We start from the raw sequence: 26,774 nt of genomic DNA on the forward strand, positions 1-26,774 counted from the left end.
TGTGTCAGTTTGCAATGAAATGCAGCTCCATATTATGGTCTACAAAAAACGGGGGCGGTTGATCGTCAACCATTGGGGGCAGGGGTGCCGGAAGGACCCAAAACCATGAAACGCATGGCTATAAAGGGCTGTGAGCGACTACCACCGCGAAATAATTGAACAGCAAGCAGTTGACAAAGCCTCTAGCCGCAATCACGCTTGCAGTCTGATGGCTGACCAAAGGTCCCGGCGCGTAAACGCCAGGATCTCGCTTGGGCATTTAAACATGGATTTATCGATCACGACAACACCAAATTAGGGCCACCCATGTCTTACAGGGCATCACACTGCACCGTCGTTTGATAACTCGTGCTTACGGTCGTTGAAGAGGAACTGCCACATGATTTGAAAGTTACTTCCTTGCCTTGGCACGAAGCTGTCAGCCTAGCTACACTTTGAGTCGAAATACTCTGATTCGAAAAGCTGCGATAGGTCTTGCCCAAGGTGCGACAGATAACTTCAGCTATTCCAGCTGTAATGGTGGAATCCACGGGCAACCACTGTGTGCCTTCCCGATAAAAGAGCGCTCCGTTGGTGCGGATATCAAAACCGCTCGCTAATTAGAATCTGCGTGAGCATGAATGTGTTTGGTCAATATTTCTCAAACTCATTCGGCATCAAACTCTGCCCCTAATTCCTTTCCACGTCCTTTAAAGCACAAGGCAAAGGGGCAAAGTTTGATTTCCACTTGATCAAAATCTCACTGGCTTTCCTTTGACAAGACTATGACACCATCAGAAAATTCCAATGTCAGATGGTCTCCTTCCAATACATAAGCCGCATGCACTAATGCTTTGCCCGGAACAGTAAGGTTGGACCATACTCCACCTTTCTCACGAGTTGCCGGGCAGTTCCTCCCAGTGACATCCAGCCAGGTCTTCAGGGGCCAGGAATTAAACCCGCAGGACAAGGATTGTTCTGCTGCTGTCTTGAAATCCTCATTTTCAATTTTCATGTGAGTTTGGGTCAACACTGAATCGATGCCACCATCCTCAGCGGTATAAGGACCAATATGCCGGATTTGCAGCAGTTCTTTGGAGCAAGATAAGTCCGCGAACTGATTCTTGTTCCAGATCAAGAGTTCAGCCTGCATCTCAAGCTTGGTTTGGCAATAACTATATCCACAAGCCTTGCATTCAGTTGACCAGCTTCCGAGCAATTCTGGATTGTCAGAAGTCGAGGTGAGCCCAAGCGGAATGGACGCCACAGGAGGCGCGTTCTGCGCTGGAGCTTTATCTTTATCATTACTATCCTTTCCACATGAGGAAAGAAGTGTGGTAAATGCGAACAATGCGAGACCTTTCAACACCATGTTAACCTCCAGTTCTGATCTTTCCCAGTTCAGTACGACGGACCACATTGAGGAGAAGCAAGCATGGGCGAGCGAGGACCCTACCCCCGGGAGCCCTGTTACTGTCTAGCTTCGCCAGGAGAGCTATCAGAAGCAGAAGGTCAAGGTACTATGTCACGATCGGGGCTGGAAGGTACGAAGGTGCAGGATGAAGCGGAGATAGACGATCGATAACTCTTCAGGCCGAGGCAGTCCAAGGCGTAAAATTGTTTCAAAAGTCGTCCACCAAGATGAGCTGCACTTCACTTCCTCAGATCATCATCAGTCGGATGATTCTCGCGATCAACCTACCCCCTTTTGCCTGACCATGACCTCCGCTACTGCTCTTACAGGATTTGATATCCCTTTGGTTTAATATTTTCTTGCCTAATGTAGTTGAACACATCGTCTGAACTCAATGGCATATTGGATATGTCTGCTATTTGTTCAACGAACACTTTTCTACGTTCCTCGAAGGCACTTACCATACTTTTCAAGTCATCATTAGTAAAATGAACGATTACTTTTTTCGACTGAATGACTTTGAGCTGACCGCCGTACTTTTCCGAAAATGTCTTAAAAATATCGAACACTTTTTCAATTGATTTGCTAGAACAACAAAGGGCAATTCTCACAGAGAGATTCTTCCCCTGAACCAAAAAGTCAATTAGGTAGTCGTCATTTTTAATTACATATCTTCCTTGTCCTCCACCGATTTTCGGAATAATTCCAGGTAGCTTCGAGAAATCATTCAAAACCACATCTGATTTAGATTCTGGCGGTAGATATGCAAAATTAATAGCTTCTAGTCCCATTAATCCTCCAGAAGAAGATTTTTAAACTCAACATCTTTCCAAGCGATACCCGAAACCAAACCTGGTGATTCTCTTGTTGGAACGGCTTTTCCAGTTATTCTTGAAGCAACATACCTATGATGCCCATCGGATATTACCTTAGAACCGTCTGGCTTGACAAAAACTTCTATTGGTTCAATTTTTATTCCTGCTTTCAAATCACTTATATACCTATCTACTCTAATTGGATCAACCTCTGCCTGAGTCGTCTTTAGAACATCAGGCCCGTCACCAACTAGATCTTTAAGAGGCTTGGTAATAAAACTGGGGTCATTTTTGAATTTCTTGAGATCATCAGCGTCAAGCCCAATTTTCTTCGCAGAGTCCAGAACATCATCCAAATCCTCCGCGCGCACTCCAGCCTTGAGCAGATCGTCATAAACCTGATCAGCCGTCTTGAGCCCTTTATCAAGAAACTTCCCTCCATCGCTCGCGGTGTTCACATATGGTCTGAAGTCTTTAAAGATGTCAGCCGCCTTCTGTCCTTTTCTTAACCATTTGGGCACAATGATCGATAAAAGGTCAATGGCGAAATCCATAGAATTTTGGGTCCCATAGATGGGCGCACCCGTCCTTGGATCACGGGGCTGGGATTGGACATAGTCATTCGCGTTCTTCATGAGAGAAGGAAATGTTGTAAAATCCACGGCAAAATTGGCAAACTCATACGTGTACTGCAGGGCCCTTTGGGTATAAAATGTTGTGTATCGATTGAGTTCATCGAAGGACTGATGAGCTTTGTACACCCCGGCTGCAATCATGAACTGCATCCCCTCAGCCCGAACTCCACGGCCGTCCGCCTCTTCGAGCCTCTCCTGAACAAATCTTTGGCTTGCATCCAGCTGCCGGTTCTTAAGTGCTTCCTGCTGTGCGGGACTCATTTTCCGCACTTCGCTCGTCATGGGAACCCCAAGCCCATACTCGTTCTGCATGGCGATGGTATCAGCAATATCATCAATGTCCTCCGACAGGCCCGGATCAGTTGAAAGAACAGATTTTGCCACCGTATCGAGCGCCATCCGAAGCTCTTTTAGCGCAAGAGGATCGATCTGACCGCCCTTCAGCATTTGATTGAGTTTCCCCAGGATTTCCGGATTTATGCCTTTTTCAAAGAGTTTGGGGTCCAGATTGGAAAGGTTTGCAATCCTTGACATCACATCCAAAAGATGATCCTGACTGCCGACAGGATGGCCTTTTGTTGTGACCTTGCGGCCCTTTTTATACTTTTCGGGCGGCAGACTTCCAGATGAACCCTGGCCACCGTTATCAGTGGGTTGTGCCGTGGATCCCGGGGCTCCGGCTGTGGTCACTGAAGTAATGTCGGTGCCTGGCGAATATCCTCCGTGATCAGCTGGATCTTCAGCTATGCCGCCGGTGGCGATGAATGCTCCGGCGCCGCCTACCGCTCCTGAACCTGCGGCAGCAAATTTAGCTGATGCCACCTTGATGGATTGTCCGCCGACCTCAACAACGAATGCCGCTTCTCCCGTCACTGCTCCGCTGGAAATGAGATAATAGCCCCCGTATGCACAGAGAGCGATGGCAGCAATGACCACAATTGTCTGCTTGTTATCCTCCAGGTATTTTCCAATCCTGTGATCGGGATCAATCCGACCCAAAGCCTGACGAAATTCCGAGTTCCGCGACATCACGTCAAGTTCCTTGACGGACTTTGTCAAGGAATCCGCACCTGCGGCCACGCTGAGGCTTCCATTTGGATTTGTAGGATCAATGTCCGCAAGTGTGCCTGTCAGGGTTTTGATTGGGTCTTTTCCAACCTTTTTTGCCCATTTTTTGATTTTTTTAATGCTGATGCCTTCGGGCCTGATGGACTCCAGCCTCTGCTCACGCGCCAGGTTATAGGATGAGAAGATTTCCGTGAGGGCGATCCCCACGTTTTTGCGTAGCTCAGGATCATAACCCACGTGAATGCCGACCAGCTGACCGTTCTGAAAAATAGGGGCACCCGAATAACCCGGAACGGTATCAAGGTCGTAAGATAGAAAGCCCTGCTGGTCCAGGGCGTGATTCCGTGTCTCCTGGGTATACCGCTGCCAAACCATGTAGGAGTGTTCAAAAGGCTCAAGGTTTTGCGAGCCTGAACATTTACACCCCTGGGTCCAGGGCATGGTTTCACAGGTCCAGGCGTCGGGCGGCGTTTCGAGGCAGGAACTCGAACCTCCACGCCCTGGAATGGGGGTGAGCTCAGGCTTGCTTTCGGGCTGGGAGGAAGGTGAAGGTGTCACCCATTCAGTAATCGTGACCTGCCTGGGCGCGGTTACAATCCTGAGAGGCTCGCTGCTATCGTAGCTGTCGAGCTGAGCCGGGTAAACCGAGGAGAGGTCCACGGGCGAAACCAATTGCAGCTGCGCAATATCAAGGTCTTCATAGATATCGTAAACGGCGCGAACTTTGCGCTTCTCAGTCGAGCTGAAGGAAACTTCAACATCATCCAGCAGTTCAAAGGAGCCATCCGTACGTTCAATCATGACGCCATCAAGGCAATGGGCGGCCGTAGTCACGACGTCGGGCGCTGTAAGCGTTGCATAACAAACAGCCGTTTTTCCTCCGACCCGTTCGGATTTGCTGAGGACGCCCACGGGCCAGCTGCTATACGGCACGCGCTCCTCTATTCTGTTATCAACTCCGATAATTGCTTTGGCGGTCGATCTTGCAGGCGGGGGCACGCCGCAACCCGTCACAAGGTAGGAAAACAATGTCAGGATGGCGATGATCTTTCTCTTCAATCTGCAACATGCCAGGACTGATAGCACCTTTTGATTGTTCATATTAACCTCCGCGGTGTAAGTGTGACTGTATTTTTGATCATATTTTCTTCAATCTCCTTGCAGAGACTTCAGCGATTGGCTGGTTCGCCAATGCTTCAAGTTGGGCTCATTCTCCACGATGACTTAACGCAGGCTGGTTAAGTGTTTCAGCCTTAGTGCCCGAACGACGCCTTATACTGGATTTGGATTATTCAGTCCAGTAAAGAAGGTCCGTCTGAAAGCAACAGCTCTTCAGAATGGATGGTTCACGGAACTGCCCAAATCCTTGAAGACCATGACCAAGTTCGAAAGCATTGGCAAAGTTTTCATGATGAGAGAACACATCAAAGCGATCCGGTAATGCTGCAAATTCCTTTGCCTCGTCATCAGAGCTTGGACGGCCCCCTTGGGATGTATTGATTACTTCGCCCATTAAGGGCAGCTTTGCTCGAAACTTTACTGGCCCGGCGAAACCAATTTGTTGTGTTCTCTGGCCCAATCCAGTCAAGGACTAGGGCTGAAACTTGGCGTTCAAGTGAAGACAGAGATTCAAGAGTCAACCACTGGTTGTTGCGTATCTTGACCGCTCCTGGCCCGCGCTCAGTAAAGGTCACGGCTGAAGTTACCATTCGCACTGATACGTCTGCGGGAATAAAAAAACCATCGCAGTCCCAGCCGTCAGGAGTCTTGTACCCAGGAGGGACCATATACAAGTCATTGTCGTAAGAACGACCTGAAATATTGGGGCCGTAGACTCCTGCCCAGCGGCCTGAATTGTTGTGGCAGTCACCATAAAGCAGGTCCCGTTCAGTCACGTCAGCATTTATGCGGCGTTCTGCCAGAACCAATCTTGTCGTTTCCATTTCCTCCTCGGTCATGTTTCGCAGCAATGGTGTCCCCGTACTGAATTCCAAGACAGGAATATCTTCAAGATTCAAGGCAGGTAGATCGGCTTCAAGAAATTCGATGCTACTATCGACACTGCCACCCATTAGAGCAGGTGGTGTGCCGCCGTCAGTCCCTCCGCTTTGCAAACCAAGGCCATCGCCGCCGATGCCATCGCCAGTCAGGGCTGGTGTGCCGTCACTGCCGCCGATGCTCCCATTTTGCAAGCCAAGGCCACCGCCACCTCCTATGGTACTTTGCAATCCCAGGCCTTGACCCGAGCCTTGCCCAGCAAGTGAAATAGAGGAAAAGAGCATACCAACAAGCATGACTGACAATTTTTTTTCCATAAAAGCTCCTTAAGTGATTTGGGATCAGCACTGCATCGTGGAAGTCGCCAACCCATACTTTCGCCGTTTGGCGTCAATTGTCGATCGTGGAAGTCCAAGCGCCTTGGCTGCTTCGCTAATAGTCCTGTGCTTTTTTAGGGCTGAGCTGATCATGAGCGCTTCGAGAGCGTCCATCGTCTTCAACATATTTCGACCAGACAGAACCTCTTTGAAAAGATCAATATGCAGACTCGCCTCTTCAGGGGATTCCTCAGTAGCAGACTCACAGCCTTTCGAGGCCGGTGTCAGCATCCCCTTAAACACGGGAAAACCTTCGATGCATAGAGGCTGGCCCTTCACCGAAGCCATCAGGATCCAGGTGTCGATGGCCTTAAAAAGCTGGCGAATGTTTCCGCGCCAATGAAATTGCGCAAGGTATTCAACCAGCTGCGCAAACAGATCTCCGCTGATCGAAACACCATTATCCGAAAAGCGGCGCGCAACCAGCGCAGGCAGGTCTGCCTTGCGATCTCGAAGAGGCAAAAGGTGTATATCAATACCAGTCAGCCGACTTCTGAGATCGAGAAGGAATCGCCCTTCATCGACTTCATCATCCAGGTCCCTTGTCGAAGCAGCGACCAGCTGGAATCGGCTGTGGAGCTGGGACGTTTCCCCAAGTCGGTTGAATGTTCCGTCGTTCATTACCCGCAGAAGCTTCTGCTGGATAGATAAGGGAATGGTATGGATCTCGTCCAGGAAAAGGATTCCGCCACTGGCTTCGTGTATGTAGCCGTTGGTGGAAGCATCAGCACCGGTGAATGCTCCGCGCCTATGGCCAAAAAGAAGAGATTCACAAAGGCTTTCGGCAATGGTCGCGCAGTTTACGATTACGAACGGTATTCTTCCCTCACCATCGCAGCGAAATCGGTGGAGAAGTTTAGCCATCTCTTCCTTGCCAGTACCGGTTTCCCCTGTGATGACTATTGGAGCTTGCGCATTCGCAGCCAAGCCTTTAAGGAGCGTGATTTCGTCACATCCGATCACCAACCCATACGGGTATTCTTTCTGATAGCGACTCCACAGGGAGTCGTCCACTAGCCGTACCAATTCCAAGCCTGGAACACACTCTTTCCTGCTCGCTCGTCCCATCCGCTTCATCTCCTTTTGACGAAAGGATCCAGCACCCTGGCGCTGGGTTCTATCGCTCATGACGGTTTTTCTATTAATCTGGGGTGAGAGGAAAAGACGTATATAGAGTGACACGCGCTTGACGTCAAAGGTCATTAGAGCTAACCTTCGCATCAAGGACGCTGCTGAAAAACTCTTATCGGTCAGGTCGGCAAAACTATAACCGATACAGTTTTAAGGCGTCCTTTCCTCTTTCTAATCGAATGTGATAAGTCCTCCTTCCCTTATCCCACAAGAGTTTCAAGCTTTGTGTTGGCAGTTATAAACTGACTGTGAGTAGCCGCAAGAACTGAGTGCAACTTCAATTGTGAAAGACGACAATTGTGGATAGTATCGACAACAATTGTTGTTTATACTCGATGGAGGTTATCAAACATGACGCTTCTTGAGGAAGCTCGCAACCTAATCAAAGCATATTTAGCTGCGAAGCCGCACCTATCAATAGCATCCGTGGCAAGGTCTTGCGGGATGCCTGCAACGACAGCAAGAGCGATTGTGCAGGGGGAAATACAAAAAACAACTGTAGAGAAAATTACGCGCCTTCTGCTCACGTTTATGGATATTCAATCCGTAATCAGCCTAGTAGCAAAGTACGATGAATATAAAGTGCATCTCGGCACATTGAAAATTCTCGCAGACCGGGATGTTCAATTTATATCGTCAAATGAAATCGATTGGCAGGACCCAGACCAAGAGATTGTTGCCCTCGCTGCATCTCCATCAGGCATTACAGCAAACAGAATCCTTGAACTATACGGTAAAGAGCGAGGAGCAGAGCGGCTAGCCGCTCTGCTTGAATACGGGGTACTCAGGGAAATAAACGGTCGAATAAGACAGGCCGAAGAGAACGTCTTATTTTCAATATCAGATGCACAAAAAAGAGCTGCCAACCAACTGTATAGATGGAGACCGCTCGACATGGATAAGGGAGGATTCCTATATCATCTCTATCACCCGCTTCCGGCGGAAGGACATGAGGAAACCAAAGAAGCTTTTAAGGTGCTTTTAGCCACCCTAAACGATATCAGGCACAGACACCAAGCAGCTGACGGTGATCCCGTCATTTTACTCACCTTATGCGCAAATTTGTTGAAAGGAAGCGAGAAATGAGAAGAATTCTTTCGACTTTGTTATTTTATATTGCCTTTTCTGGAAGCACTTTCGCCGGCTCTGGTATAGGCGGCGGCGGCTTAGGCAAGGAGCTCCAGGAAATCGCGCTGTCTGAAACAATGCTATCGACTGCCAGGATGGAAGAACTCCTTGGCGACAATCTAAAACTGGATCTTGGCAACCTGCCCAAAAATATTCGTTCGACTAGGCTGATGGAATCCAGCAGCGAAGCCCCGGCTGGAATACTGATCGAAGTTCAGCCGTCTGACTTCGCTCTGGTCACCGCCGCTGCTGCCGAGGGCAAGGAATTCGTCTATCGGGATCTGGCTGTTCGTGCGACAGGCATTGACCCGGAATCCAAGATCGTGACCATGACATTGGTAGACGATCCATCGATGACCGTCGTCGTCAAGGACGCTGAGAGCCAATAAAAATCTCGGGGCCTTCCGTCAGGGGGCCTCAGACTTTCCAGAGGGACCGCTCTTCATTCTCCAGCCGCTTGAGCACTCGAACGTTCATCGGCCTCGGCGCGGTCTTCTTAGTTCTGATGGCTTTTGTTCGGATTTCAAGCCAGAGATGGATCAGACGCCCGGATACTTTTGCTAGTTCCCCATAGGCCTGCCGCACATGCTCCCGTATCTCATCCAATGCCAATGCTGTTCTTTCCATGCGAGCGCTGGTTTCTGGTGGCTGCGAAACATGGGGTTCAGGGTCATCCTGAGTTAGATTTGCCATTTTGGCATCCATCTCAAGAAGGGCGTCCTGGATTTTTGCAAGGGCCTCTGCGCGGATACGATCGACAGCAATGCTCATAGGGTTGGAGATCTCCAAGGATGGGAATCGCGAGGCAGCCCAGGCGGCCCCTACAGCTCAAGACACTACTCTATTTCGATTATTGCAGTCTTTTAGGCGGCAAATTGCCGTTGCCTTCCCTGCCGCTTTATTACGAGGCGTGCGTGGTGAATGCATTCAGGGTTGACCTTTGACCCGTGGCTCACAGTTACAATGCTGGTACCGTCCGAATAATATGCGTGAGTGCCATTTCTGACAAGACGAAAGCCATGACTTTTCAGGTATTTGACGAACTGGTTTTTTGTCATAAGAAGTCCCTGTTCGTGGGAGTCAGTCATGCGAATCATAATTGTCGAAAGGTTAGAAATCGATTGGACGCGTGTCTCGAAACTGGCGATAAACAATTTCAATCTTCCTGCTTGGCCAAAGGCTGAATAGGTGAGAGAAGTCTCATTTAAGAGAGGGCTCAAATGAAGCTGGCAATGATGCTGCTCTGCATGGATTCATTTTCCAATTCAATCCGCCAGGAACAAGTTTCTTCAAATGAAAAAAACTATGTCGTTGAAGGTCAAGCAGGTTTACTCGGAGCAGGACTGTCAGTTGGAGTACTAATTGCCTATCCGAAAACCCCTGCAAAGCGAAGCGCTGTTGGTGCAAAGCTCAGATGCAGTAGCGCTTCGTAATTGCCTAGCTTTTTCTCCCATCTGATCTGTAGCCGCGAAACCGATTGGCCCACGCGTGAGTTCTTTCGACAACCCAGCGGTATATGTCTCGCCTAGTGACAGGTCGACCTCGCCTGTCTCGTCTTTTCCTTCTGGCAGCATGTGGAATATATCCGTGGCGCCTTGCAGTCGTCCTTGCAGCTGCCGAATCGTAGCCTTTATCGAAATGCATGTGCATTCGCTTGCGACGCCGATTTCTTTGGCGTCGGTATTTTCTCTTCTTTAAAGTCGTTTGAACGATGTGAACGTCATGAATATTCGCACCCGCTATTTTCGCGGGATAACGGCACGCCGCGCCCGTCGACCAGGACGGAACGTTTGCAGCCAAGCTTGCCCCGGTGGGTTGGATTCCTGCCAATTTTTTTCCTCCGAGCGGAGCTTTTAACGTCGCTGTATCGAGCGATTGATGCTGCCAGGATGTGCCCCGCAGCTCTTCATACTCAGTCAAAGACAGATCCCACATCCGTTCAAAAATGCCCAGCTCAACCCACTCCTGGAAGTAATCATGAATTGTGCTGCTGGCTCCGAATACTCGTGGCAGCGCATTCCACTGGCATCCCGTCCGCATCTTATAAAAAATGGCATCAGCAACAGGTTTGACCTGTTGCAGGCGCGGTCGCCCGCCTTTTCGAGATGTACAGGGGCGGTCAGGAAGTAGCATTTCCATTCGGTTCCAAAGTTCATCAGGCATTCGATATCTGTCGAAACTCTTTGTCATAGGAGCCTCACCTGATTTTTGTAAGCATAAACAGGATGAGGCCAAATTTGAACGTTTTTCTCAGCGATTTCAGGAGGTTTATGAGAAATCTACTTATAGCCGTACCAGGGATGCGAATCATGATGGTTTACCGGCAATTTCATCGTGATGAGGTCTTTGAGAATTATACGTACGATGCTGGCTGGCACCCGCAAAACGTCTAGCCTAAAGGACGCAAAACGTTTAGGTATTCGGAAGGTAATTAGGCAGTTAGATTAGATTTAGTCTTTGGAGTCTTTGATGAAATCATTGGTTTATTTGGCCATGTTATTGAGTATCTCGTGTACCACCACAAGCGGAAGTAATTCAAAAAATCCAGTCAATGACTACAAGATTGTTTCTCATGCTGAGCAATTTGTCAGTTTTTGGGACGCAGCGAAGGGGATGGAAAAAGCAGATCGATTGAAATTGTTTGAATCGTCCCCATTTAATACTGACCATCAAGAATTTTATGACGATATAGCATTCGGTTCGAAGATGGATCCGAACTGGAAACAGAATAAAATAGAAAGTCTAGAGGAAATATTTGATCAGTATGAAAAGAAGCAGCAAAAAATCCTTACACAGCACCAATTTCTAAAAGAAAAGGCGGATGTCTGGGTCAAAGCAGCATTTCGACGTTACAAATTTGATAGACCAATAGAAATTGTGATCACCCCCGTGTTAACTTCTGGCGGCACACTTCGAGTAAGGGATAAAGTTATCCTCGCGATAGGTAGTAACGTTTTAGCAGATTTTAAAGATGCTGACTTTATTATACCTCATGAGCTAACTCATGCTTATCACAATTCAGTGAGCAATTTCCCCGGAGGTGACGACCTAGCCTTGTTAAACTCCGACGAAGCCAAGCTTTATTGGGGGCTCTGGACCGAGGGGATGGCGACCTATGGTGTTTATGAGGTAACAAAAATCGAGAATATGAAATTTATTATGGGACATAAAGAATACAGCAGCATTAATTTTCACAAGGAACCTAGGATCGATGCAAAACTTGCCGATCTATTTCTTAAAGTAATGGATGACCGTTACATAAATCTGGACGATTCGAATGTTAGGCGACAGACGAAGAACTGGTTCGGCGTCAAATCAAATGTAATGGGTAACGAGACCCCGTCTGCACCCGGCTATTACTTGGGGTTTAGAGTCATTCAAACGCTTATTACATCTGGAAAATTTACCTTCGATGATTTGCTTCGGCTCAATAGGCAAGAAGTAAGACCACACATTATAGATGCGTTGAAAACCTTCAAAGCAGCCTCTGACGCTCAGGAAAAAACAAAAAATTCGTCGTCAGCACTGTGATGGTTCCTGTCTTCGACTGGCAGTCGATGGCTTTTGGAATGGCACTTTTCAGGAGACGACAAACGACTGTATTTTGGTATAGAATGGACAACTTTTTCCATTCTATACTCCACTAATAAAGATGAAGCGTATTTCAACGCCACTCTTCCAAAACTCACACTGGGAACAAAGTTCTAACGCCAAGCTTTGCCAGTGCTTCTGCCCTCTGGCCCAAGGTTCCCGCTGGTGCTATCACAGGTATAAATATAATCGACTTCAACGCGTAAATCACCATCAGCCATCCTTGATAGAAGGACTGTCGGGATCATCAAAGTATTGGTCGAAGTACCGATCAATCACCCACTCCACCTGGGGTGTGAATTTCCACAGCGGCCTCGTATTCTTCTCGTCTTTCAATAGATACATGACCCTAAACTGCTTGCCGCGCATCACCCGCTGAAAGATACCGACCAGCGGGTAGGGCTTGTAAGCCGGGTTTCTGGAAAAGTCGAACTTGAAAATATCCGGTCGCCCGCGGAGACTGTTTGGAAGCAGATGCCTCGGAATCGGCGCCTTGGCCGTGGGCCTCGCGGCCGAAGGGATTGCAACGTGCCCCTCAGGTCGGTAGAGCTGCCCCTCTTCCTGCTTGAGCATGTAATTGTCCACCGAATATACCCTGGTTTCGAGTGTGGTCCGATTCGCACGATCCCCACGGATCCCTTTGTGGACCCAGTTCTTCCGCATGGTGAACTTCTGCGGCAGGTCATCCTTGATTTCCTCCACGGCCTTCGCCGCCGTCTTCGTTAGCGCAGACGCTGCCCGCGAGCGGGTTTCCTGGATAAGCTCCAGGTTCCAGCGCCCGCTCAGATCATGGCTATCATCAATGTGAATCGTCAGCATGTGCCAATGTCCCTAGCGAATGGTCCAGAAATCGCCGGAGAGCTTCGGATCTTCAATGAAGGCATAGGGCAGGTATCCATAGCCTTCCTCGCCCCAGTCCTCACCCCAGCTGTTGCGGATGATCAGAGCCTTTTTCGTGTCGTCGTATCCGACCACCAGAACTGCATGACCACCCTGGCGCTTCTCCCCGGCCTTGGGAATCGGGATGAATCCTGTCTTTTTCACGTTGCGGCCGTCGATGGATGAGTGGACCGAAAATCCGAGGATGATCGGATAGCCTTCGCTGATCACCTCCCGGAATTGATCCAGGTCACGATTCAGCCTTTCATAGGATTTGATCCTTTCCTTTGCTGCGACAGCAATAGCTTCTTCTGGAGGGCGGATCGAAAATTTCCTGATTTCATAGGGCCATTGGTCTTCGGGCGGATATCCCCAGGTGGCGATGGCTTTGATGGTATTTCGGAGCGTGGCACCCGAATCAGAATTCTTCGTACCCTCGAGGCTTCGGGTTGCGTAGTACACGAATAGCCGTGAGGGGACCACCACCGGCATGTCCCGATCGTAGACGTCCAGGTACATGCAGGCTGCGCCGGCCGCGTGGGCCGTGCATGAGCCGAGATCACCCTGATCCCAGGCGCGGAAAAAGCGGTTTCGGTGATCAACCACTGCAGGAAATTCCTGCGAAGATTTCTTCGCATTATAGATGTGGTCACGTTCATCAGTCTCGTCCGGTAACCAACCCAAATTTTTTCGCTCAGTCATCATGTATCCTTTATTCAAAGCCCTCCTATCAGGGCTTTTGGAAGGATACCTCGGAGCGCGCCTAAGACGAAGAAAGCTGCTGTTCGCTGGACAGCGAACATACTGCATGAATGTTTTGGTTGACATAAAGCTGGATTGTTGATCCAGAACAAAGGGGCAAAGCTATTGCCAGCAAAGGATCCTGACCGCATCAATATAGAAGGAAAAGACTTCCTGCCTTTTCTCCCGGGCGGAGAGAGCACCCAGGATGCAGTCAAGAACAAATGTCTTTGGCAGGCGGCGGCCGGATTCAATATCCGCAATGTATCCTGGAGAATAGCCGGATTTTTTGGCGACATAGCGAAGCGAATAGCCATGATCCCTGCGGATATTTTTAAGGCAGTGTCCCAGGTCCATTTTTTACCTCAGAACAGAGGTTTAATTTTCGACCACGCGAAAAATACAAGTCCCGCAGCTGACAGGATTGCAAAAGCAGCGGTAAAAGCTCCACCCAAGGACACCGCCCTGCGTCCTGGCAGCTTGAAAACAGCTGGCTGTTCATTGGCGTTGAGCAGGACATTCGCAAAGAGTTTGGTTTTCAAATCGCTATTCATATTCAACCTCAAGCAGAAAGTGCGATATCCATTATACGCTTTTCCCAGCCAGATCCAAACGTGTCATAGGTTTTGAGACTCCGGTAAAAGCGCAGGCGCTCGACCAGGAAGGCTGACAGGACACGCTTTGGGGAATAATTTTTGGTCGATTTGACGGTTTTCTCGCCCAGGATACCATCGACCTCGAGGTCAGCACCGAGGCGGTTAAGAGACTCTTGCAGGATCTCTCCTGCAGCCTGAATCCCATGATTCACGGCCGCATCGAACAGCGGCAGCGCCAGCCGCGGTGAGAAGCGGTCGAGCTTCAGCGGATTCCAGTATTCACGCAGGTAGATTTCCTTCGCCTCTTTCGCCGTGAGATTCCTGATCCCGTCGGCCCCGAGCTCTGGATGCGCGCGCAAGGAGATTCCATATTTTGTCAGCCCGCCGGGGTCTTTGGGGTGGGAGACGATGCGTCCCCCACCCTCAAGCTCCAGGACAAGCTCAACAGCCGCCTGGAAATCCATCACGCAGCCCGACTTGTGCTGACAACGATGTCCTCGGCCACAGTCAGGAGGCGCTTGGCAATCGTGAAGCCTTCTGGCACCGAAAGATCATCGATTTCCTCTCGAACCAGCGTGATGCCAGCCAGGGCCACGGCCAGTTTCGTCTGAAAGTCCGGCGACAGCACAATCATCGCGGCATCGCTTAGCTGAAGGCCATCGCCACGGATTTCCTTGAAGATAAGACCGGCCAGGGTCGCCACCAGTTCAATCACTTCCAACGTCTCTTTCGTACCTTGTTCACTCATCTTTCGGGAACCTTATAAAATACCAAACTTATGCAGGCAAACTGATGCCAGGCAGGGCTTGGACATTGTCAATTATCATCATATGGTCGAGTCCATCGCGCTCGGGGCGCTCGCGCACCTCTCGATTGATTGCACGAATGTCTGCGCGGATTTTCTTGATCAGGCTGCCGTAGGCGCCACTGATTGCTTTCTTGTTGTCCTCGGCCTGCTCGAGCTGATTCAGCAGGTGTGAAATGCGGGCCTGCAGATCCTCGGTGCTCATTTCCTGCAGCTCGTCCGTTGTCAGATTCGAATACGCACGCGATTCGTTTTCGATTTGCTCAAATGTGTCCACTTACGATGACCTCTTGTTAAATATGGCCGTTTCGATTCGATCCAGCCGCTCCTGAAGCAGCTTGATTTCCTTCTGGCTTGTCACTTCCAGAACAACCTCCACCTTTTGAAGACGCTCGGACAGGTTTTCGAGCCGCTGCTTGAACGTCTCGAAGCTATCCCGAAGCCCCTTCATCGAATGAAGGAGAAAAAGCGTCAGGGGTAGTCCTCCGGAAGCCCCGACCGCCATGCTTTGGACGGTATCCAGGTTCAAATCCATTTCCCAGTTCCTTTGCCATGTGTACTGAAGTGCGGCCTGCCCTGGCCGATTGATTGCTATCCTGCGCGCAGGTCCAGCAGCTCGACCTCGATTTCAATCCAGCCTCGTACGTCCTTCGGCGCATATTTTTTCAGGCATCGACCGTCAACGATTCTGGAATCGTTGACCCAAAGTATCCCTTCAAGAGCATCGCCGATCAGCTTTTCCACGTTGTCATAATCGGGCTTTGTGTCAGCCCATACTGCGTTCGGCTTTGCTTTTGGGCGTGTGCGCCAGGCGGTGATTAGAATTCGTAGTGGGCCATCCAGCGGTTCTCCCTGGTATTGTCGGCGAACAGCATCAGCAATAGCTTCCATTGCTGCTCTGGTTTCGGGATCCTTGAAATTCCCGTTTCGGGTGATCCTTGGAACTTTTTTGCCTTGTGGTTCGATCGGTATGGTAAAATTCAGTAACACTTCTATACGCCAATTAGTAGATGTGATAGTCATTGCCCCGCCTGCTCGCACCAGGCGGGGGATTTCAAAATGGAACATTCCCTAAATCCTGATCGCCCATTTGCGCCGGGACCTCCGGCTGTCGGCTGCTGCGTGTCCGCGGCTCAAGGCCCGGGTTTTCCTCCTGCGCCGCGCTCAGAAATTTGACAACGTCGGCGATCACGTCCGCCGAGTAACGCTTCTGGCCCTGCTGATCCTCCCAGGAGCGCGTGGTCAGCCGGCCTTCGACATAAACCTTCGAGCCCTTGCCGCAGTATTTCGCCACGTTCTCAGCCTGCTTTCGGAAGGCAACGACTTGGTGCCATTCGGTCTTCACGTGCTTCTGCCCATCCTGGTCGACCCACCGGTCGGACGTGGCCAGTGAGAATCGGCAGCTCGCGACTCCCGATTGGCCATGCTTCAGCTCGGGCGGCTTTCCAATATTCCCGAGCAGGATGACCCTATTTACACTGCTCATGATTCCAATGCCTTCACGAGGTCTGCCGCTGCCCGAACCACTTTCCATTCCCCCACCGTGGTATGAACCATGGCCATGGGCTCCGATGGCCCTTCAACGGCCGCTTTCATGAACCTTTCACTGCCCGCCTCCTGGACAGCAACAACCGCGGATCTTTGAATCCAGAGGCGCATTCCGTAGGGTGTGGTGAGATCGATAAAACCTGTACCTGAAGACCCCTCGGCATCGCGGAGAATAATCGGGTCGGTATTGGAGCTGATATGCTCCGTGGCAGTGGCGGCATCGGCTCGTGACTCCATCTTTTTTGGTGCATCTTCTGCTGGATCACTCATTCAGGATTCTCCGCTTCCTTATTTTTCTTAAAATCATACCCGTGAATTTGAGTTGTGATGCTCCTGTGTTGCCTTGAGCTTTGCAATCCGGGATCCGATCAGAAATCCCGCGGTGAATATCAGAAATGGCATCAGCATCAGGATGATAAAGGTGGTGATCATGCAGCGTCCCCATCCCCGCCCTTGCGGGCATCGATGATTTTCTTCAGGGCGGCCAGCAGCTCATTTTTGGGATATCCGTTCAGTGAATCGAGGATGGAAGCCCATTCGGTTTCCGGGACGCAGGCTTCATTGAGCTTGCGCTGAATCCAGTCCCTGATCCTGGGATCAGCCGTTTGCACGACGGGCTCCACATGAACTGACCTGGAAGTCTGCTCATCGGCACCCTCCATCTCGTCCCGCGTGTAATAGCCGGACAGCTCCTCTGGAAAAGCTTTGCGCAGAGCTTTGGCTTCAGCGCATTTTTCCAGCATGCTCATCGGCATCGAGTCCCAAAGGGACTTCCTTCCATCGCGGCCGGGCTTATAATACTCGCTGAAGAGAGCCGTACCGCTAAACTCGCAGATATGCCCCTGGACCAGTTTCTTTACTGTGATTGTCGCGCTGACGGCTCTGCCTTCACCGTCCAGCACATACTGAACAGGGTTGATCCCCACATAGCAGCCCGTGCGCTGCGCTATCAGGCGATATGCGTCGATGGACAGAACAATTGATGCGCGACCGGCCACCTTCATAAAATAGATCTGTCTGGCATCAGGACGGAGAGACCTGGACCTGCAGACTTCGACGAAGTGTTCGAATTCCTCCGGCGTCGCATCCTTCGCATAGTGTCGGCGCAGAAAGTCAATTTTATCCGGTGTGAAATAGTCCAGACTCTGGTCCTTCCTGGCAGGCAACATCTGAAAACTCCCGTTCGAGCTGGTGAATCAAATCCGCGTTCGGGTCCGGTGCATGCCCTGGCTTTGGCGCATAGCGCGGGAGTCCGAGCGGCCGTATTTCCTCTGGAAGCCCCGGCCATTCGCCGGTTTCCAGGCATTGTTTAAGGAGGGCGAGGTTTCGACTGACAAACTCACGACCAAGCGCGATTTCATCAGCCGTTGCCTCATAGGCAGCTACGAGGTAGGGCGCAGTTGGCTGGACGCAAAGGAAGATATATCGCTGAGGCAGGATGCCGGTTGTCTGGAAAACACCTTCCATTGACATGGCGGCTGACACAAAATAATGAAGGTCGTAGGCCGCCTTCTGAAACTTCGCATGGCTCACATCACGCGCAGTTTTGAAATCGATTATGGTAAGTTGATTCGCACTGATCCAGTCGGGCCGGCACTTGCATAAAAGGCCCGTTGCCGGATCCACCCAGAAGTATGAAACCTCGAACCTGCCTGGCCGCGTGAGCAGGTCGGCACCGGGCCGATGGCGAAGGATCGCAGCCCGCATCTGGAGCACAGGCTCTGCCTCGTCCGGTTTCAAGCAGATTTTCCCTTGATGCGCGGCTTCAAATTCCTTCCAGATTATGGTCTTCCTCGCAGCATCGGGACCGATCGCGTATATCTCGAAAAATGTCCCTTCCATTGCCGTATGAAGCGCTGTCCCAAGGCGCAGGGACTTAGTTTCCTTGCCGCCGCCATGGTCACGAGCCCAGCGGTAAACGGCAGGTGCTTCATCGATCAGGCAAAGGCCGGTCTTCGACACGCCGTCAGATCCGTGGTACTGCTCGATGGATAGATCGGGGTAAATGCCCAGCTCCATGGCTATCCCACCTTCTGGCAGCGAAACCGATAAAATCGTTCAGGCCGAACGCGGAACAAGGACTTCATGCCAAGTTCATTGCGAACAACGACTTCAATTTCATCAAATTCTTCAAGAGCGCTTTCGTCCAATTGGCTCAGGCGAATGAATACGGCGCGCCGCGCTGATGAAGCTTCGACAGATGAAATGTCATCGATTTCGGGGATTATTACTTCAAATGCCTGCATCCTGTGGTCCTCGATCTGAGGACATGGGTGCAGCAAGGGATATGGGATCCGTGCTCCATTGTTTCCTCAGAAAAAATGCACCCACGGGCCAGGAGCCCGGGATGCGAATGCTACAAAAAAATCTCGCCAGAGATAGTGATTTTCCGTTTCAAAAGTGCGCATAAGTTTTCTCCTTTTGTAGCTTTATGAGGGCCTCCGGCATCAACAATCCTAAAGCCGGAAGCCCTTCTGCAAACAGCCTTTTGGAGGAGCTGTTTGCTACGGGGCCAATATACATTTGATGTTTCAAACAGAGCAAAGAAAATCCATGGATGCAGACATTTTTTGTTCACAGGCGGAACAAAAAATCAGGTATCTGGATTAAAAGGAAGGCGACGATTGCTCGCCGCCCCGAATGGAAGGTATGGAATGCAGAGAGTATGTAGCACTACTCCGCGGAGTTTTTTATGAAGTGTCGTGTAGCCTCCTAAGGCCTCGTAGCAGTGTCCGACAGCCATGACAGCGATCAATTTCAATTGATCCGTTTATCCAACGCCTAATTGCCGGCAAAATAATGAGGAGTTTATCTTTTTTTTCCCTATCCCAGTCCCGGTCGGTTTGCTACTCATTTCATTCAAGAAATGAAACGCCATGAAGCATGATGGTGAAGTCCCGACCATTTACGGCCTGGGCGAGAAGAAGCCCCGGGGCAGGTGGTGGATCGGGAAGCGGTCTTCTGATGTCCCGGATCAGGCCTTCCAACGGATAGGGAGGAGAACATCTTGTGCAGTATTTCCAGACTTCGTGCGTCTTGGACAAGGGCCCCATTAAAAGTATCCGTATTGGAACAGTACAACGAGGATATAGGGCTGGAGACTCTCTCATCGTGCTGCACAATCCAGCCCCAGGATGTTAATTTCACTATTGAAATATTGGCTCACGCCTTGACATGTTGGCCGCTAAAAAGATCAGGCTTCAAGACCAGGAGAAATCTAGATGCAGAAGGCGAATCGATTGGTTTATCTTGGTACTTTTCTATGTGTCGGTATAGGAATTGTGGAAATCGGAGAATTTTTGGCAGAGCACTTTGCTACCATTGTCTGGGGTTGCGAACCGCTCGATGAGTCATGCATTGGGTTCGCGCAAGAGTTGCATACAGGCGCAATGTATTTACTATTTGGATTGGCATTTGCTCTACTGGGGGTCTTTGACTCATCCTCGCGCAAGGTGCTCACTTGGCTCCGAGCTGGCGGTTGGCATATAGGAATTTACGTGATCTTATTTGTTGCCACTTCACTGTGGAGTTTCCACAGAGCCTATGAGAGCTTTGATGGCACTATCATCTCTTCCCGTGAGAGTGCGCATGTGGATGTTATGGTTCTTATACTATCATGCTGGCTCGTCCATTCCATTTTGATTGTCTCAGCAGGCACTTTAGGTCGGTTCCTTTCTCGTAAATTTCCATATAAATCCTAAGCTTATGTAGGAAATTTGCAGAACAGGGGCAGGTTAGAACTTCATCGCCAAAAACAGCGAATACTCATTCCGGGTCTGGCTCAGCTCCTTGAAGCGGAAATCCGTCACCGCTGCACCTCTTTATGTCGGACAAAAACGAGTACAGGCCCTAGCATTCGGAAAATTTTAACAGAGATTAATCTTTCCCTTACTAAATTCTGCAGGAGTCGTTGTATATATCCATTGTATAGTCAGTATCGGTTAATCGTTTTTCAGGAGACGACTATGTTTTCCACTGTTTTATTTAGACTGATGTTCTTCGCACCCCTCGTTGCTTTGGAGTTGACTGCAAGGGCTCAAAGCCTGCCCTTCAATATTTATCAAGGACCGTCCTATAAGGGCGTCCGACAGTGGTCCGAGCTGGGTGAATGGATCGGCAATTCAGCAGTGCAAACCTCGATAATGCAGGTCCCAGGGTATACTGGGCTCTATATGAATGTCTGGACTGGACAGTATTATTCTGTGACACCTGAAGGTGACATCGATTTAAGCCGTTCAGGTCAGAACTATGAAGGATCTCTGGCGGCATGGAATACGTGTATGGACAATGGTGGTGGAAACGCATGTTACACACGCGTTGACTATCGGATAAAACGTATTCTGCAAGTTTACTAACCGTTGTTTGATTCTCCTTAAGGCTTTCAATGGGGGCACCTTTTGCCGGGCACCCATCTTTTGCCGCCATCGACGTCCTCCTCGATGCCTTCGTCGTCAACGGCGCTCTTTGCATCAAGTGTCAGCTGACTGTGAATCAGCTTTGGCTTGATCGTGACCTCTGCGAAAGCAGTGGATGCACCGAGGACAAATGCGAGAGCGATCATACTACGAACCATTTTCAATCTCCTTGTGTGTACGACAGGTGTCGCGTTTTAAACAAGCAAGAGCCAGGCCATGGAATTGGCCGTTTCCTGCTCGATTCAAAGACAAATTTTATGAATTGTTGGTTGCGGTCAGTGCTCTGAAGAACACAGTTGCAACGCCTGGGGCGCTACGGAATCTGGATAAGACCTAAAAAGAATCTGAATCTCCGGCTGTCCATCAAGGACAATCATTGCCACTTCATGTCGCGGCAAGGCCCTTGCCAGCTTTGCCGCGACCTCAATGCCTGGCTCCCGGTTACCGGAAAGGATGGCCGATATCGTGTTTCTCGGAACACCTGTCGCGCGTGAAAGGCTGGACGCCGTCCGCCTCGGACCTCCTTTGAACCATTCGACAATCAGATCCGCCAACGTTCTCATACCTGTCTCCCATCATATCCCCCTTTTCACCCGTAGCGGTTCGCAGGGTGTGGGATTTCTCCACACGTTCCGCACCGCCGGTTTGGATTTGGGCTGCGTAGCTGAGTTCCTGATCACAACAAGAGCGGGTGCCGCATCCCTCCGATTCACTTTTTTCGAAGAGGACTTCTCGGAATTCGGCGAAGGCTTTGCTCGTTTTTCGAGAACCTTTAGCTGCCGATCAGCAAGCAGGGCACGCCAACGTTCATAGTCCTGCCGCGCGATGCTCTGGCCCCAGCCAGGGAGGTCCAGGTTGCCGGCCTTCACCTTTTTCCAGATGGATCCAAAGAACACCTGCTTGAAGGCGCGCAGGTGCTCGCGTCGACACTTGAATGCCGGGACACTGGTCACCTTCGCGTAAAAGTCCGAGGACTCCAGCTCTTCGCGTGGAAAGGTGGCGGCCACCGCGCAGAAGCTGATCGCCCAAAGGGAACTCATGCTGGTGGGATCTTTTAGCCGCAGCAGCAGATTCTTGAAAATCCAATCGCCATGGAGTTCCCTAAGCGTCAGGTACTCGAGCGGCGAAAGGCGCACGAATGGGAAGTATTCGAGCAGCCTGGCCTCTGCTGTAAAATCAGGCTGACTGCTGGCATCCTGCTGGCCCGGCTGACTCATAAAAAGTCCCTCACCCTGGTGACGTAAGTTTCTGTGCAGAGCGGCGCTACCTCGAATGTCATCATGTTCCCTCGGTTGGGAGAAAGTCGGCCGCTACAACGCCCGCAGCGGCCAGAGGGGATCGAAAATAAAATTCATTTTCGACAGAGAGGAATTTAACTTAAAAACAAGGCGAATTCAGCAAAAATAATAATCGCGATCAAAATATTTTGTTCGGTTGGATATCTCAAAACCCTCTTTAGAGAACGGTTTTATCGATTTCTTAGGCAGAGGCGGATTCCCTCCACCTCCTGTGCCACCCAACTCCCGAGTTTCAGCTGTCATGTTCAAGTGTGTTTTCATTTTGTGTTTTCTCTGGTTCAGAAATTTCATAGGGACCATCGGGAGGACAACCCCATCCCGTGGAGTGTCCAAATCTTTGGGCCACTTTGATAAAAAAGCCGGTCTTTCGAATGGCGTGGAGCATCAAATCAAGAACTTGATTTCCTACAGCCTTCGTGTCATCCAGTTTGTGATCAGGTTCTCCAAGAGAAAGCGGTATGTAGCTTGCTGCCACTCTATAGTCTTTCACAGGAAGGAGATCCGACGTATGAATTACAACACGGCGTTTTTTAGTGGCAAGAATTACACAGTAGTCTTTTTTGGACCTTATAACGGTTGGAGGTGCTTCCTGCTGCCTCTCTGAAAACGCCACTCTAATAACGTTACTCGATGCAGACTCCTCCCGCATAATTCTCTTGTAGTCGGCGAACTGCTTTTTCATTCGGGCAGGCGGGAAAATCCGCAGTATATTGTCAAATTGGTCTTTCGTTAAAATCGGCGCATCCTCGCCATGTGATTCTCTAAAAATCGAGTTAATGAACGACTGAAAAAAGCACATCCCAACCAGTCGCCCAAGAACAAAAAACTGTTCACAGTCTGACAGAAATATAGGAAATACGATCCTGCCATCCTCTGCCTCAAAAATATTAAGATTGATCAATTCATCAGCAAGAGCCGGAACGAGTCTTACGTCTGAAAGATGATGAAGATCCGCTATGATCCCATCTGCACTAATGTCCGATATCTGCCCAGCCGTGACAGAAGCGGCAACCATGAACATCCAGGAGCATCCAATGCCGTCATACATCGATCGTATACAGTCGTTAGCAAATCCGCTCATTTAATGATTACCTTCCAGACGCTCGCATGCCGTTTTCGTTGTAAGCCCTTCTACAATTTTATGCACCCGATCGCCCAATGCCCTTATCTCGTCGGGTTTCAACATTTTCAGTAAGTCCTCGTCCGAGATTTCCGACAAATCATGCACGTTCGCTTTTTTGATCTTTACCCGCTCGAGGCCGAAACGTTTGATCTGGCAGTATAGATGGGGGCGGTTCATTGTAAGGACGCGAATTGCAGCGGAAATGTTACCGTTCAGGTTGGCGAGGACAAATCCAATGTAAGAGCGAATGAATTGTTCATATTGCTCTTTCCAGGGAAGGATCTGGAACTCATAGTGGAACACTTCTTTCATATCAGGTGCCTTGTCACGTTTAGTCATTGGCGGTCAATCCTCTCATTCCAGGCACCCGAAGGAGCTGGACTCCGGGGCCTCTGCGATGCGCGGCGCATAAACATGCGCTCATAGTTCACAATTGCACGACGGCAATGCTTCTGCGCCTCCTCCACCGTATCGTGCTTCATCGACTCGATCTCTTCGATTGCAGTCCAGAGCGCAGGGCTCTCCTTTTGCATCATTGGCCATTCCTCTTCCTTGATTTGATAATGTTGATTCAGTCGATTTACGTACTTCACGGCGGCTGCAATCATGTTTTCAATGGTCGCCATTGAGCACCTCATCCACAGGGGCCTCGCCAAATCTTTCGATCATCGCCACGTAAAATTCGCCGTCGTCCTGGAGTGCCATGAAGTAGTCATCGATTTCGAACCGACGGCGAAGGTCAGCCTCCCTGTTCAGCTGTCGCAATGCCCGTTTCAGACGATCCCGGGCCAGAGGGAAATTGGCGGCCGGCACCGGTGGCTTTGGGGACGCAGGAGGGAAAGCGGCCTGGAGCTCGCCTGAACCGCGCCACGGCAGCGGCGGAATATCGGATCTGCGCAGGATGCCCATGGCGTCCAGTTCCAGCCTGGCGGATTCGACCAGGTTGAGGTTCCCAGGTTCCAGCGAGCTGAAAAAGCGGATCATCGGCAGAAGGGCTTCGATCTTCGGTTTTTTCGCCCAGAGCTTATCGAGATCCTGCCGCTGGGACTTCCGCGCCTTGGCGTAGACCCGGGCGACCAGCCACTGCTGACGATCGGGATCGGAGGGCATCGTTTCCTCAGCCGTCCGCTCCAGAGTTTGAGGCAGCTCCACCGGCTGCTCTTCAAAGCCTAAAACCGGGGCGTGGTGCTCCGCTTCAGATCCACTGCCTGCCGCGGGCAGGATTACAGGATGTGTCGATTGCAAGGGCATTTCCGCGTGAGTAAGGCTATGCGTCACAATGATTTCACGCTCACCAGCCGGATTTTGGGTTTCCCCTTTCGTCCCGTCAGAGCAAAGCGTCCCGCCTGCACTGAAATTGGTTGCAGGGGCTTCCGCCTCTGACATTGGCTTCTGCAGTTTCCACTCGGCCTCCATCATGGCAAAGACGCTTTCCCGGGCGGAATATTGCCGATTGGCATATTTATCGCGAATGAACCGGCAGAATGCCCGCGTTTCATCGAAGGCCAGTTCAACTGAATTCAGGCGCCTCGCTGCTTCAAACGTGAGATCCGCGATCCAGTGATTCAGGCGGGGCGCGTAAACCTTGCCGGTCTTCGATTGGAAAGCATACTCGATATAATCCGCCACAAGATGAGTGATGAAGTGGGATGGATTGCCTGCGTCATTGAAAATGCGCAGGCCTTTTTTTCGAAAGGAATCTTCTTCACCAGGAAGGTTCTCACTTTGAATCTTTTCACAGGGAATATTATCACAGGGCCCTGTGGCGGCCTGAAACGCGGTGCCGGCAAGGTATTCCCGGACCACCCCGGTTTCTATTTTTGACCCTGTGTGTTTCTGTTTTTGACCCTGTGTGTTTCTGTTTTTGACCCTGTGCGTTTCTGTTTTTGACCCTGTGTGTTTCTGTTTTTGACCCTGTGCAATATATTCAATGGTTTCACGGCTTTGGAAAATCGAGAAATCCGGAATCGGATAGAGCGAAGCGTTATCAAAGGTCCAGAATGCCGGGTGGACCGTATGATAAGTCCGCTCAAGCGGAGCCTTATACTTTGCATGTTTGTAGTCCTTGGAGACGAGCATGCCGGACGATTCGAGCAGCGAAAGGCAGCTGAGAGCGGTCGGTTTGGATATTCTTACGGCCCTGGCTATCTGCTTTGCGGTCGGGTGCCAGGTGTCACGCAGGGCCGAAAGGTAGAGCCAGATTCGCTTGGCATGATTTGTAAGGTCGATCGTTCCAAGAATACGCGGAGCCTTGACGTATTGCATGGAGGCAATCGCAGCAGCGCCATACTCATCGATGCGATCCTCGGGAGCCGTCTGTAGATACACGATACTGCGCGACTGAGGATCAACCGATCGCCTGTCGTAGTGTGCATTTCGCCAGCCTTCAATTTTCCAGAAGAAAGGACTCGCGATATGCCAGATCCTCTTTTCATCGTGCTCGCCATGGTGCCAGACGTCATAAAAAAGAATGTGTCGCCTGACCAGCGCATCCAGAGCTTCGCAGAGATCGTTGTAGGTAATGCCGCAAAGCACACGCAACTCCCTCTGGCTTGGATGCTGCTTTGGCCGCAAAAAAAGAATCGTCAGCAGCACGGAAAGTTCACAGCGGCTTAACCTTGCTGTCACCAGCTCATTAAGCACAGGCACCCAATTGTTCCTGATAAGAAGATGCTCTCTTATCCGGCAAATGGGCAGCACCCGGATACGGGCAGCTGGAAGTATCCGGCTCTCCGGTGCCCAGCGTGTTTTGTCAGAGGCGATTTCAAAATAACGGAATCTCGTCCGCTCAGTTTCAGACCCATCCTGGTCAAGTTCAAACGCAGCACTCACGCAAATATGCTCCAGCCATGCCCCGGGTATCAAGGCTCAGCGAATGTTAAACCCATGGAGTTCAGAAAATTGTGAAGGCAATAGGAAACGCATCGCTATCCATCATGGATGACGTTTACGATCGGGAGATTCAAATACCGTGTTGCTCTGAAAGTTACTGCGAGTGACTTTGAATATTAATTGTGGCGGAATTCTGAAAGGCAAGAGGCAGAAGCATGCTCATGCAGATCTCCAATACTGATCTTTTCGAAAATACTTACGAATAAAATCAGTTCTTTCGGGTCGTTGATGGTTGACCGGCACAAGCAAGTTGGATACTGTAGGCATCACGAACATAGCAAGACCGGTTCGGGACAGATCAGTCCCGGATTCGTTTTTCACCCTGGGACTATCGATCAGCG

The 26,774-nt window shown here is 50.4% G+C and carries 35 protein-coding genes; 7 read left to right on the plus strand and 28 right to left on the minus strand.

Annotated features, from left to right (window positions below):
• Nucleotides 1-739: 739 nt before the first annotated feature.
• The 5 genes from VE954_RS22030 to VE954_RS22050 form a co-directional block, all read right to left on the minus strand.
• A complete protein-coding gene (locus tag VE954_RS22030; RefSeq protein ID WP_324956809.1) occupies nt 740-1,351 on the minus strand; it encodes a hypothetical protein in 612 nt (203 codons plus the stop codon).
• Between the two features lie 365 nt (nt 1,352-1,716).
• The gene (locus tag VE954_RS22035) at nt 1,717-2,184 is read right to left on the minus strand and encodes a hypothetical protein (protein ID WP_324956811.1); all 468 of its coding nucleotides are present in this window, start codon (nt 2,182-2,184) and stop codon (nt 1,717-1,719) included.
• On the minus strand, nt 2,184-5,012 hold the full coding sequence (locus VE954_RS22040; protein WP_324956813.1) for a trypsin-like serine protease: 2,829 nt from the start codon (nt 5,010-5,012) through the stop codon (nt 2,184-2,186). The genes VE954_RS22035 and VE954_RS22040 overlap by 1 nt, the downstream gene beginning before the upstream one ends.
• Nucleotides 5,013-5,377: 365 nt before the next feature.
• Nucleotides 5,378-6,226, minus strand: a complete 849-nt coding sequence (locus tag VE954_RS22045; RefSeq protein ID WP_324956815.1) for a hypothetical protein — start codon at nt 6,224-6,226, stop codon at nt 5,378-5,380.
• Nucleotides 6,227-6,250: 24 nt separating this feature from the next.
• A complete protein-coding gene (locus VE954_RS22050) occupies nt 6,251-7,414 on the minus strand; it encodes a sigma 54-interacting transcriptional regulator (protein ID WP_324956816.1) in 1,164 nt (387 codons plus the stop codon).
• Between the two features lie 354 nt (nt 7,415-7,768).
• Here VE954_RS22050 and VE954_RS22055 point away from each other — a divergent pair, with 354 nt between their 5' ends.
• Nucleotides 7,769-8,503 carry a hypothetical protein gene (locus tag VE954_RS22055; RefSeq protein ID WP_324956818.1) on the plus strand — a complete coding sequence of 245 codons (735 nt, stop codon included), beginning with the start codon at nt 7,769-7,771 and terminating at the stop codon, nt 8,501-8,503.
• A complete protein-coding gene (locus VE954_RS22060; protein ID WP_324956820.1) occupies nt 8,500-8,934 on the plus strand; it encodes a hypothetical protein in 435 nt (144 codons plus the stop codon). Before VE954_RS22055 ends, VE954_RS22060 begins: the two co-directional genes overlap by 4 nt.
• A gap of 28 nt (nt 8,935-8,962) precedes the next feature.
• On the opposite strand, the gene VE954_RS22065 is transcribed toward VE954_RS22060, so the two are convergent.
• Nucleotides 8,963-9,316, minus strand: coding sequence for a hypothetical protein (locus VE954_RS22065; protein ID WP_324956822.1), 354 nt, complete (start codon nt 9,314-9,316; stop codon nt 8,963-8,965).
• Nucleotides 9,317-9,765: 449 nt separating this feature from the next.
• Between VE954_RS22065 and VE954_RS22070 the strand changes: the two genes are divergently transcribed.
• Complete coding sequence (locus VE954_RS22070) at nt 9,766-9,978, plus strand: hypothetical protein (protein ID WP_324956824.1); 213 nt, start codon at nt 9,766-9,768, stop codon at nt 9,976-9,978.
• A 4-nt stretch (nt 9,979-9,982) separates the two neighbouring features.
• On the opposite strand, the gene VE954_RS22075 is transcribed toward VE954_RS22070, so the two are convergent.
• Nucleotides 9,983-10,735 carry an IS5 family transposase gene (locus VE954_RS22075; protein WP_324956826.1) on the minus strand — a complete coding sequence of 251 codons (753 nt, stop codon included), beginning with the start codon at nt 10,733-10,735 and terminating at the stop codon, nt 9,983-9,985.
• A gap of 80 nt (nt 10,736-10,815) precedes the next feature.
• Between VE954_RS22075 and VE954_RS22080 the strand changes: the two genes are divergently transcribed.
• Together VE954_RS22080 and VE954_RS22085 are read left to right on the plus strand one after the other, a co-directional pair.
• Nucleotides 10,816-10,938 (plus strand): hypothetical protein, encoded by a 123-nt coding sequence (locus VE954_RS22080; RefSeq protein ID WP_324956829.1) that lies wholly within the window; start codon nt 10,816-10,818, stop codon nt 10,936-10,938.
• Between the two features lie 76 nt (nt 10,939-11,014).
• Nucleotides 11,015-12,076 carry a hypothetical protein gene (locus VE954_RS22085; RefSeq protein ID WP_324956831.1) on the plus strand — a complete coding sequence of 354 codons (1,062 nt, stop codon included), beginning with the start codon at nt 11,015-11,017 and terminating at the stop codon, nt 12,074-12,076.
• Nucleotides 12,077-12,349: 273 nt separating this feature from the next.
• Here VE954_RS22085 and VE954_RS22090 read toward each other — a convergent pair whose 3' ends face one another.
• The 14 genes from VE954_RS22090 to VE954_RS22155 form a co-directional block, all read right to left on the minus strand.
• Entirely contained in the window at nt 12,350-12,955 is a 606-nt protein-coding gene (locus tag VE954_RS22090; RefSeq protein ID WP_324956833.1) for a hypothetical protein, read from the minus strand.
• 12 nt (nt 12,956-12,967) lie between these two features.
• The gene (locus VE954_RS22095; protein ID WP_324956835.1) at nt 12,968-13,735 is read right to left on the minus strand and encodes a C1 family peptidase; all 768 of its coding nucleotides are present in this window, start codon (nt 13,733-13,735) and stop codon (nt 12,968-12,970) included.
• 144 nt (nt 13,736-13,879) lie between these two features.
• Entirely contained in the window at nt 13,880-14,113 is a 234-nt protein-coding gene (locus VE954_RS22100) for a helix-turn-helix transcriptional regulator (protein WP_324956837.1), read from the minus strand.
• Between the two features lie 8 nt (nt 14,114-14,121).
• On the minus strand, nt 14,122-14,310 hold the full coding sequence (locus VE954_RS22105) for a hypothetical protein (RefSeq protein ID WP_324956839.1): 189 nt from the start codon (nt 14,308-14,310) through the stop codon (nt 14,122-14,124).
• Between the two features lie 8 nt (nt 14,311-14,318).
• Nucleotides 14,319-14,816, minus strand: coding sequence for a glycoside hydrolase family 108 protein (locus VE954_RS22110; protein ID WP_324956841.1), 498 nt, complete (start codon nt 14,814-14,816; stop codon nt 14,319-14,321).
• Nucleotides 14,816-15,100, minus strand: a complete 285-nt coding sequence (locus tag VE954_RS22115; RefSeq protein ID WP_324956843.1) for a hypothetical protein — start codon at nt 15,098-15,100, stop codon at nt 14,816-14,818. Before VE954_RS22115 ends, VE954_RS22110 begins: the two co-directional genes overlap by 1 nt.
• Before the next feature lie 28 nt (nt 15,101-15,128).
• Nucleotides 15,129-15,434: a hypothetical protein gene (locus VE954_RS22120; protein WP_324956845.1), complete on the minus strand. Its 306-nt coding sequence runs from the start codon at nt 15,432-15,434 to the stop codon at nt 15,129-15,131.
• Entirely contained in the window at nt 15,435-15,692 is a 258-nt protein-coding gene (locus tag VE954_RS22125; RefSeq protein ID WP_324956847.1) for a hypothetical protein, read from the minus strand. It lies immediately after the preceding gene.
• 56 nt (nt 15,693-15,748) lie between these two features.
• Nucleotides 15,749-16,225 carry a RusA family crossover junction endodeoxyribonuclease gene (locus VE954_RS22130; protein ID WP_324956849.1) on the minus strand — a complete coding sequence of 159 codons (477 nt, stop codon included), beginning with the start codon at nt 16,223-16,225 and terminating at the stop codon, nt 15,749-15,751.
• On the minus strand, nt 16,212-16,643 hold the full coding sequence (locus VE954_RS22135; protein WP_324956851.1) for a single-stranded DNA-binding protein: 432 nt from the start codon (nt 16,641-16,643) through the stop codon (nt 16,212-16,214). The genes VE954_RS22130 and VE954_RS22135 overlap by 14 nt, the downstream gene beginning before the upstream one ends.
• On the minus strand, nt 16,640-16,975 hold the full coding sequence (locus VE954_RS22140) for a hypothetical protein (RefSeq protein ID WP_324956853.1): 336 nt from the start codon (nt 16,973-16,975) through the stop codon (nt 16,640-16,642). The genes VE954_RS22135 and VE954_RS22140 overlap by 4 nt, the downstream gene beginning before the upstream one ends.
• A gap of 158 nt (nt 16,976-17,133) precedes the next feature.
• Nucleotides 17,134-17,874, minus strand: a complete 741-nt coding sequence (bet, locus tag VE954_RS22145; protein ID WP_324956855.1) for a phage recombination protein Bet — start codon at nt 17,872-17,874, stop codon at nt 17,134-17,136.
• Complete coding sequence (locus tag VE954_RS22150; protein WP_324956857.1) at nt 17,825-18,724, minus strand: PD-(D/E)XK nuclease-like domain-containing protein; 900 nt, start codon at nt 18,722-18,724, stop codon at nt 17,825-17,827. The genes bet and VE954_RS22150 overlap by 50 nt, the downstream gene beginning before the upstream one ends.
• 2 nt (nt 18,725-18,726) lie before the next feature.
• Entirely contained in the window at nt 18,727-18,951 is a 225-nt protein-coding gene (locus VE954_RS22155) for a hypothetical protein (protein WP_324956859.1), read from the minus strand.
• A 975-nt stretch (nt 18,952-19,926) separates the two neighbouring features.
• Between VE954_RS22155 and VE954_RS22160 the strand changes: the two genes are divergently transcribed.
• The gene (locus tag VE954_RS22160) at nt 19,927-20,406 is read left to right on the plus strand and encodes a hypothetical protein (protein WP_324956861.1); all 480 of its coding nucleotides are present in this window, start codon (nt 19,927-19,929) and stop codon (nt 20,404-20,406) included.
• 264 nt (nt 20,407-20,670) lie between these two features.
• The gene (locus VE954_RS22165; protein WP_324956863.1) at nt 20,671-21,060 is read left to right on the plus strand and encodes a hypothetical protein; all 390 of its coding nucleotides are present in this window, start codon (nt 20,671-20,673) and stop codon (nt 21,058-21,060) included.
• 26 nt (nt 21,061-21,086) lie between these two features.
• Here the strand turns inward: VE954_RS22165 and VE954_RS22170 are convergent, their stop codons facing one another.
• The 7 genes from VE954_RS22170 to VE954_RS22195 all read right to left on the minus strand — a co-directional run bounded on the left by VE954_RS22170 (nt 21,087) and on the right by VE954_RS22195 (nt 26,190).
• A complete protein-coding gene (locus VE954_RS22170) occupies nt 21,087-21,278 on the minus strand; it encodes a hypothetical protein (protein ID WP_324956864.1) in 192 nt (63 codons plus the stop codon).
• A 117-nt stretch (nt 21,279-21,395) separates the two neighbouring features.
• Nucleotides 21,396-21,683, minus strand: a complete 288-nt coding sequence (locus VE954_RS44365) for a helix-turn-helix domain-containing protein (protein WP_414699025.1) — start codon at nt 21,681-21,683, stop codon at nt 21,396-21,398.
• A 12-nt stretch (nt 21,684-21,695) separates the two neighbouring features.
• Nucleotides 21,696-22,337, minus strand: a complete 642-nt coding sequence (locus VE954_RS22175) for a hypothetical protein (protein WP_324956866.1) — start codon at nt 22,335-22,337, stop codon at nt 21,696-21,698.
• Nucleotides 22,338-22,650: 313 nt separating this feature from the next.
• Nucleotides 22,651-23,439 (minus strand): hypothetical protein, encoded by a 789-nt coding sequence (locus tag VE954_RS22180; RefSeq protein ID WP_324956868.1) that lies wholly within the window; start codon nt 23,437-23,439, stop codon nt 22,651-22,653.
• 60 nt (nt 23,440-23,499) lie between these two features.
• Nucleotides 23,500-23,880: a hypothetical protein gene (locus VE954_RS22185; protein WP_324956870.1), complete on the minus strand. Its 381-nt coding sequence runs from the start codon at nt 23,878-23,880 to the stop codon at nt 23,500-23,502.
• Nucleotides 23,877-24,167 carry a hypothetical protein gene (locus VE954_RS22190; RefSeq protein WP_324956872.1) on the minus strand — a complete coding sequence of 97 codons (291 nt, stop codon included), beginning with the start codon at nt 24,165-24,167 and terminating at the stop codon, nt 23,877-23,879. Before VE954_RS22190 ends, VE954_RS22185 begins: the two co-directional genes overlap by 4 nt.
• Nucleotides 24,154-26,190, minus strand: coding sequence for a hypothetical protein (locus VE954_RS22195; RefSeq protein WP_324956874.1), 2,037 nt, complete (start codon nt 26,188-26,190; stop codon nt 24,154-24,156). The genes VE954_RS22190 and VE954_RS22195 overlap by 14 nt, the downstream gene beginning before the upstream one ends.
• Nucleotides 26,191-26,774 lie beyond the last annotated feature (584 nt).

This window comes from Oligoflexus sp., from assembly GCF_035638955.1.
In the GTDB taxonomy this organism is placed as follows: domain Bacteria; phylum Bdellovibrionota_B; class Oligoflexia; order Oligoflexales; family Oligoflexaceae; genus Oligoflexus.

Bases quoted from the DNA above. Each gene is read 5' to 3' on its own strand.
- VE954_RS22165 (WP_324956863.1), top strand. From the start codon at position 20,671: ATGTTTTCCACTGTTTTATTTAGACTGATGTTCTTCGCACCCCTCGTT.
- bet (WP_324956855.1), bottom strand. From the start codon at position 17,874: ATGTTGCCTGCCAGGAAGGACCAGAGTCTGGACTATTTCACACCGGAT.
- VE954_RS22065 (WP_324956822.1), bottom strand. From the start codon at position 9,316: ATGAGCATTGCTGTCGATCGTATCCGCGCAGAGGCCCTTGCAAAAATC.
- VE954_RS22055 (WP_324956818.1), top strand. From the start codon at position 7,769: ATGACGCTTCTTGAGGAAGCTCGCAACCTAATCAAAGCATATTTAGCT.
- VE954_RS22175 (WP_324956866.1), bottom strand. From the start codon at position 22,337: ATGAGTCAGCCGGGCCAGCAGGATGCCAGCAGTCAGCCTGATTTTACA.
- VE954_RS22135 (WP_324956851.1), bottom strand. From the start codon at position 16,643: ATGAGCAGTGTAAATAGGGTCATCCTGCTCGGGAATATTGGAAAGCCG.
- VE954_RS22180 (WP_324956868.1), bottom strand. From the start codon at position 23,439: ATGTTCATGGTTGCCGCTTCTGTCACGGCTGGGCAGATATCGGACATT.
- VE954_RS22125 (WP_324956847.1), bottom strand. From the start codon at position 15,692: ATGGATTTGAACCTGGATACCGTCCAAAGCATGGCGGTCGGGGCTTCC.
- VE954_RS22185 (WP_324956870.1), bottom strand. From the start codon at position 23,880: ATGACTAAACGTGACAAGGCACCTGATATGAAAGAAGTGTTCCACTAT.
- VE954_RS22060 (WP_324956820.1), top strand. From the start codon at position 8,500: ATGAGAAGAATTCTTTCGACTTTGTTATTTTATATTGCCTTTTCTGGA.
- VE954_RS22170 (WP_324956864.1), bottom strand. From the start codon at position 21,278: ATGGTTCGTAGTATGATCGCTCTCGCATTTGTCCTCGGTGCATCCACT.
- VE954_RS22085 (WP_324956831.1), top strand. From the start codon at position 11,015: ATGAAATCATTGGTTTATTTGGCCATGTTATTGAGTATCTCGTGTACC.
- VE954_RS22080 (WP_324956829.1), top strand. From the start codon at position 10,816: ATGAGAAATCTACTTATAGCCGTACCAGGGATGCGAATCATGATGGTT.
- VE954_RS22160 (WP_324956861.1), top strand. From the start codon at position 19,927: ATGCAGAAGGCGAATCGATTGGTTTATCTTGGTACTTTTCTATGTGTC.
- VE954_RS22130 (WP_324956849.1), bottom strand. From the start codon at position 16,225: ATGTTCCATTTTGAAATCCCCCGCCTGGTGCGAGCAGGCGGGGCAATG.
- VE954_RS22100 (WP_324956837.1), bottom strand. From the start codon at position 14,113: ATGGACCTGGGACACTGCCTTAAAAATATCCGCAGGGATCATGGCTAT.
- VE954_RS22190 (WP_324956872.1), bottom strand. From the start codon at position 24,167: ATGGCGACCATTGAAAACATGATTGCAGCCGCCGTGAAGTACGTAAAT.
- VE954_RS22090 (WP_324956833.1), bottom strand. From the start codon at position 12,955: ATGCTGACGATTCACATTGATGATAGCCATGATCTGAGCGGGCGCTGG.
- VE954_RS22070 (WP_324956824.1), top strand. From the start codon at position 9,766: ATGAAGCTGGCAATGATGCTGCTCTGCATGGATTCATTTTCCAATTCA.
- VE954_RS44365 (WP_414699025.1), bottom strand. From the start codon at position 21,683: ATGAGAACGTTGGCGGATCTGATTGTCGAATGGTTCAAAGGAGGTCCG.
- VE954_RS22075 (WP_324956826.1), bottom strand. From the start codon at position 10,735: ATGACAAAGAGTTTCGACAGATATCGAATGCCTGATGAACTTTGGAAC.
- VE954_RS22030 (WP_324956809.1), bottom strand. From the start codon at position 1,351: ATGGTGTTGAAAGGTCTCGCATTGTTCGCATTTACCACACTTCTTTCC.
- VE954_RS22155 (WP_324956859.1), bottom strand. From the start codon at position 18,951: ATGCAGGCATTTGAAGTAATAATCCCCGAAATCGATGACATTTCATCT.
- VE954_RS22110 (WP_324956841.1), bottom strand. From the start codon at position 14,816: ATGGATTTCCAGGCGGCTGTTGAGCTTGTCCTGGAGCTTGAGGGTGGG.
- VE954_RS22035 (WP_324956811.1), bottom strand. From the start codon at position 2,184: ATGGGACTAGAAGCTATTAATTTTGCATATCTACCGCCAGAATCTAAA.
- VE954_RS22045 (WP_324956815.1), bottom strand. From the start codon at position 6,226: ATGGAAAAAAAATTGTCAGTCATGCTTGTTGGTATGCTCTTTTCCTCT.
- VE954_RS22150 (WP_324956857.1), bottom strand. From the start codon at position 18,724: ATGGAGCTGGGCATTTACCCCGATCTATCCATCGAGCAGTACCACGGA.
- VE954_RS22115 (WP_324956843.1), bottom strand. From the start codon at position 15,100: ATGAGTGAACAAGGTACGAAAGAGACGTTGGAAGTGATTGAACTGGTG.
- VE954_RS22105 (WP_324956839.1), bottom strand. From the start codon at position 14,310: ATGAATAGCGATTTGAAAACCAAACTCTTTGCGAATGTCCTGCTCAAC.
- VE954_RS22050 (WP_324956816.1), bottom strand. From the start codon at position 7,414: ATGAGCGATAGAACCCAGCGCCAGGGTGCTGGATCCTTTCGTCAAAAG.
- VE954_RS22040 (WP_324956813.1), bottom strand. From the start codon at position 5,012: ATGAACAATCAAAAGGTGCTATCAGTCCTGGCATGTTGCAGATTGAAG.
- VE954_RS22140 (WP_324956853.1), bottom strand. From the start codon at position 16,975: ATGAGTGATCCAGCAGAAGATGCACCAAAAAAGATGGAGTCACGAGCC.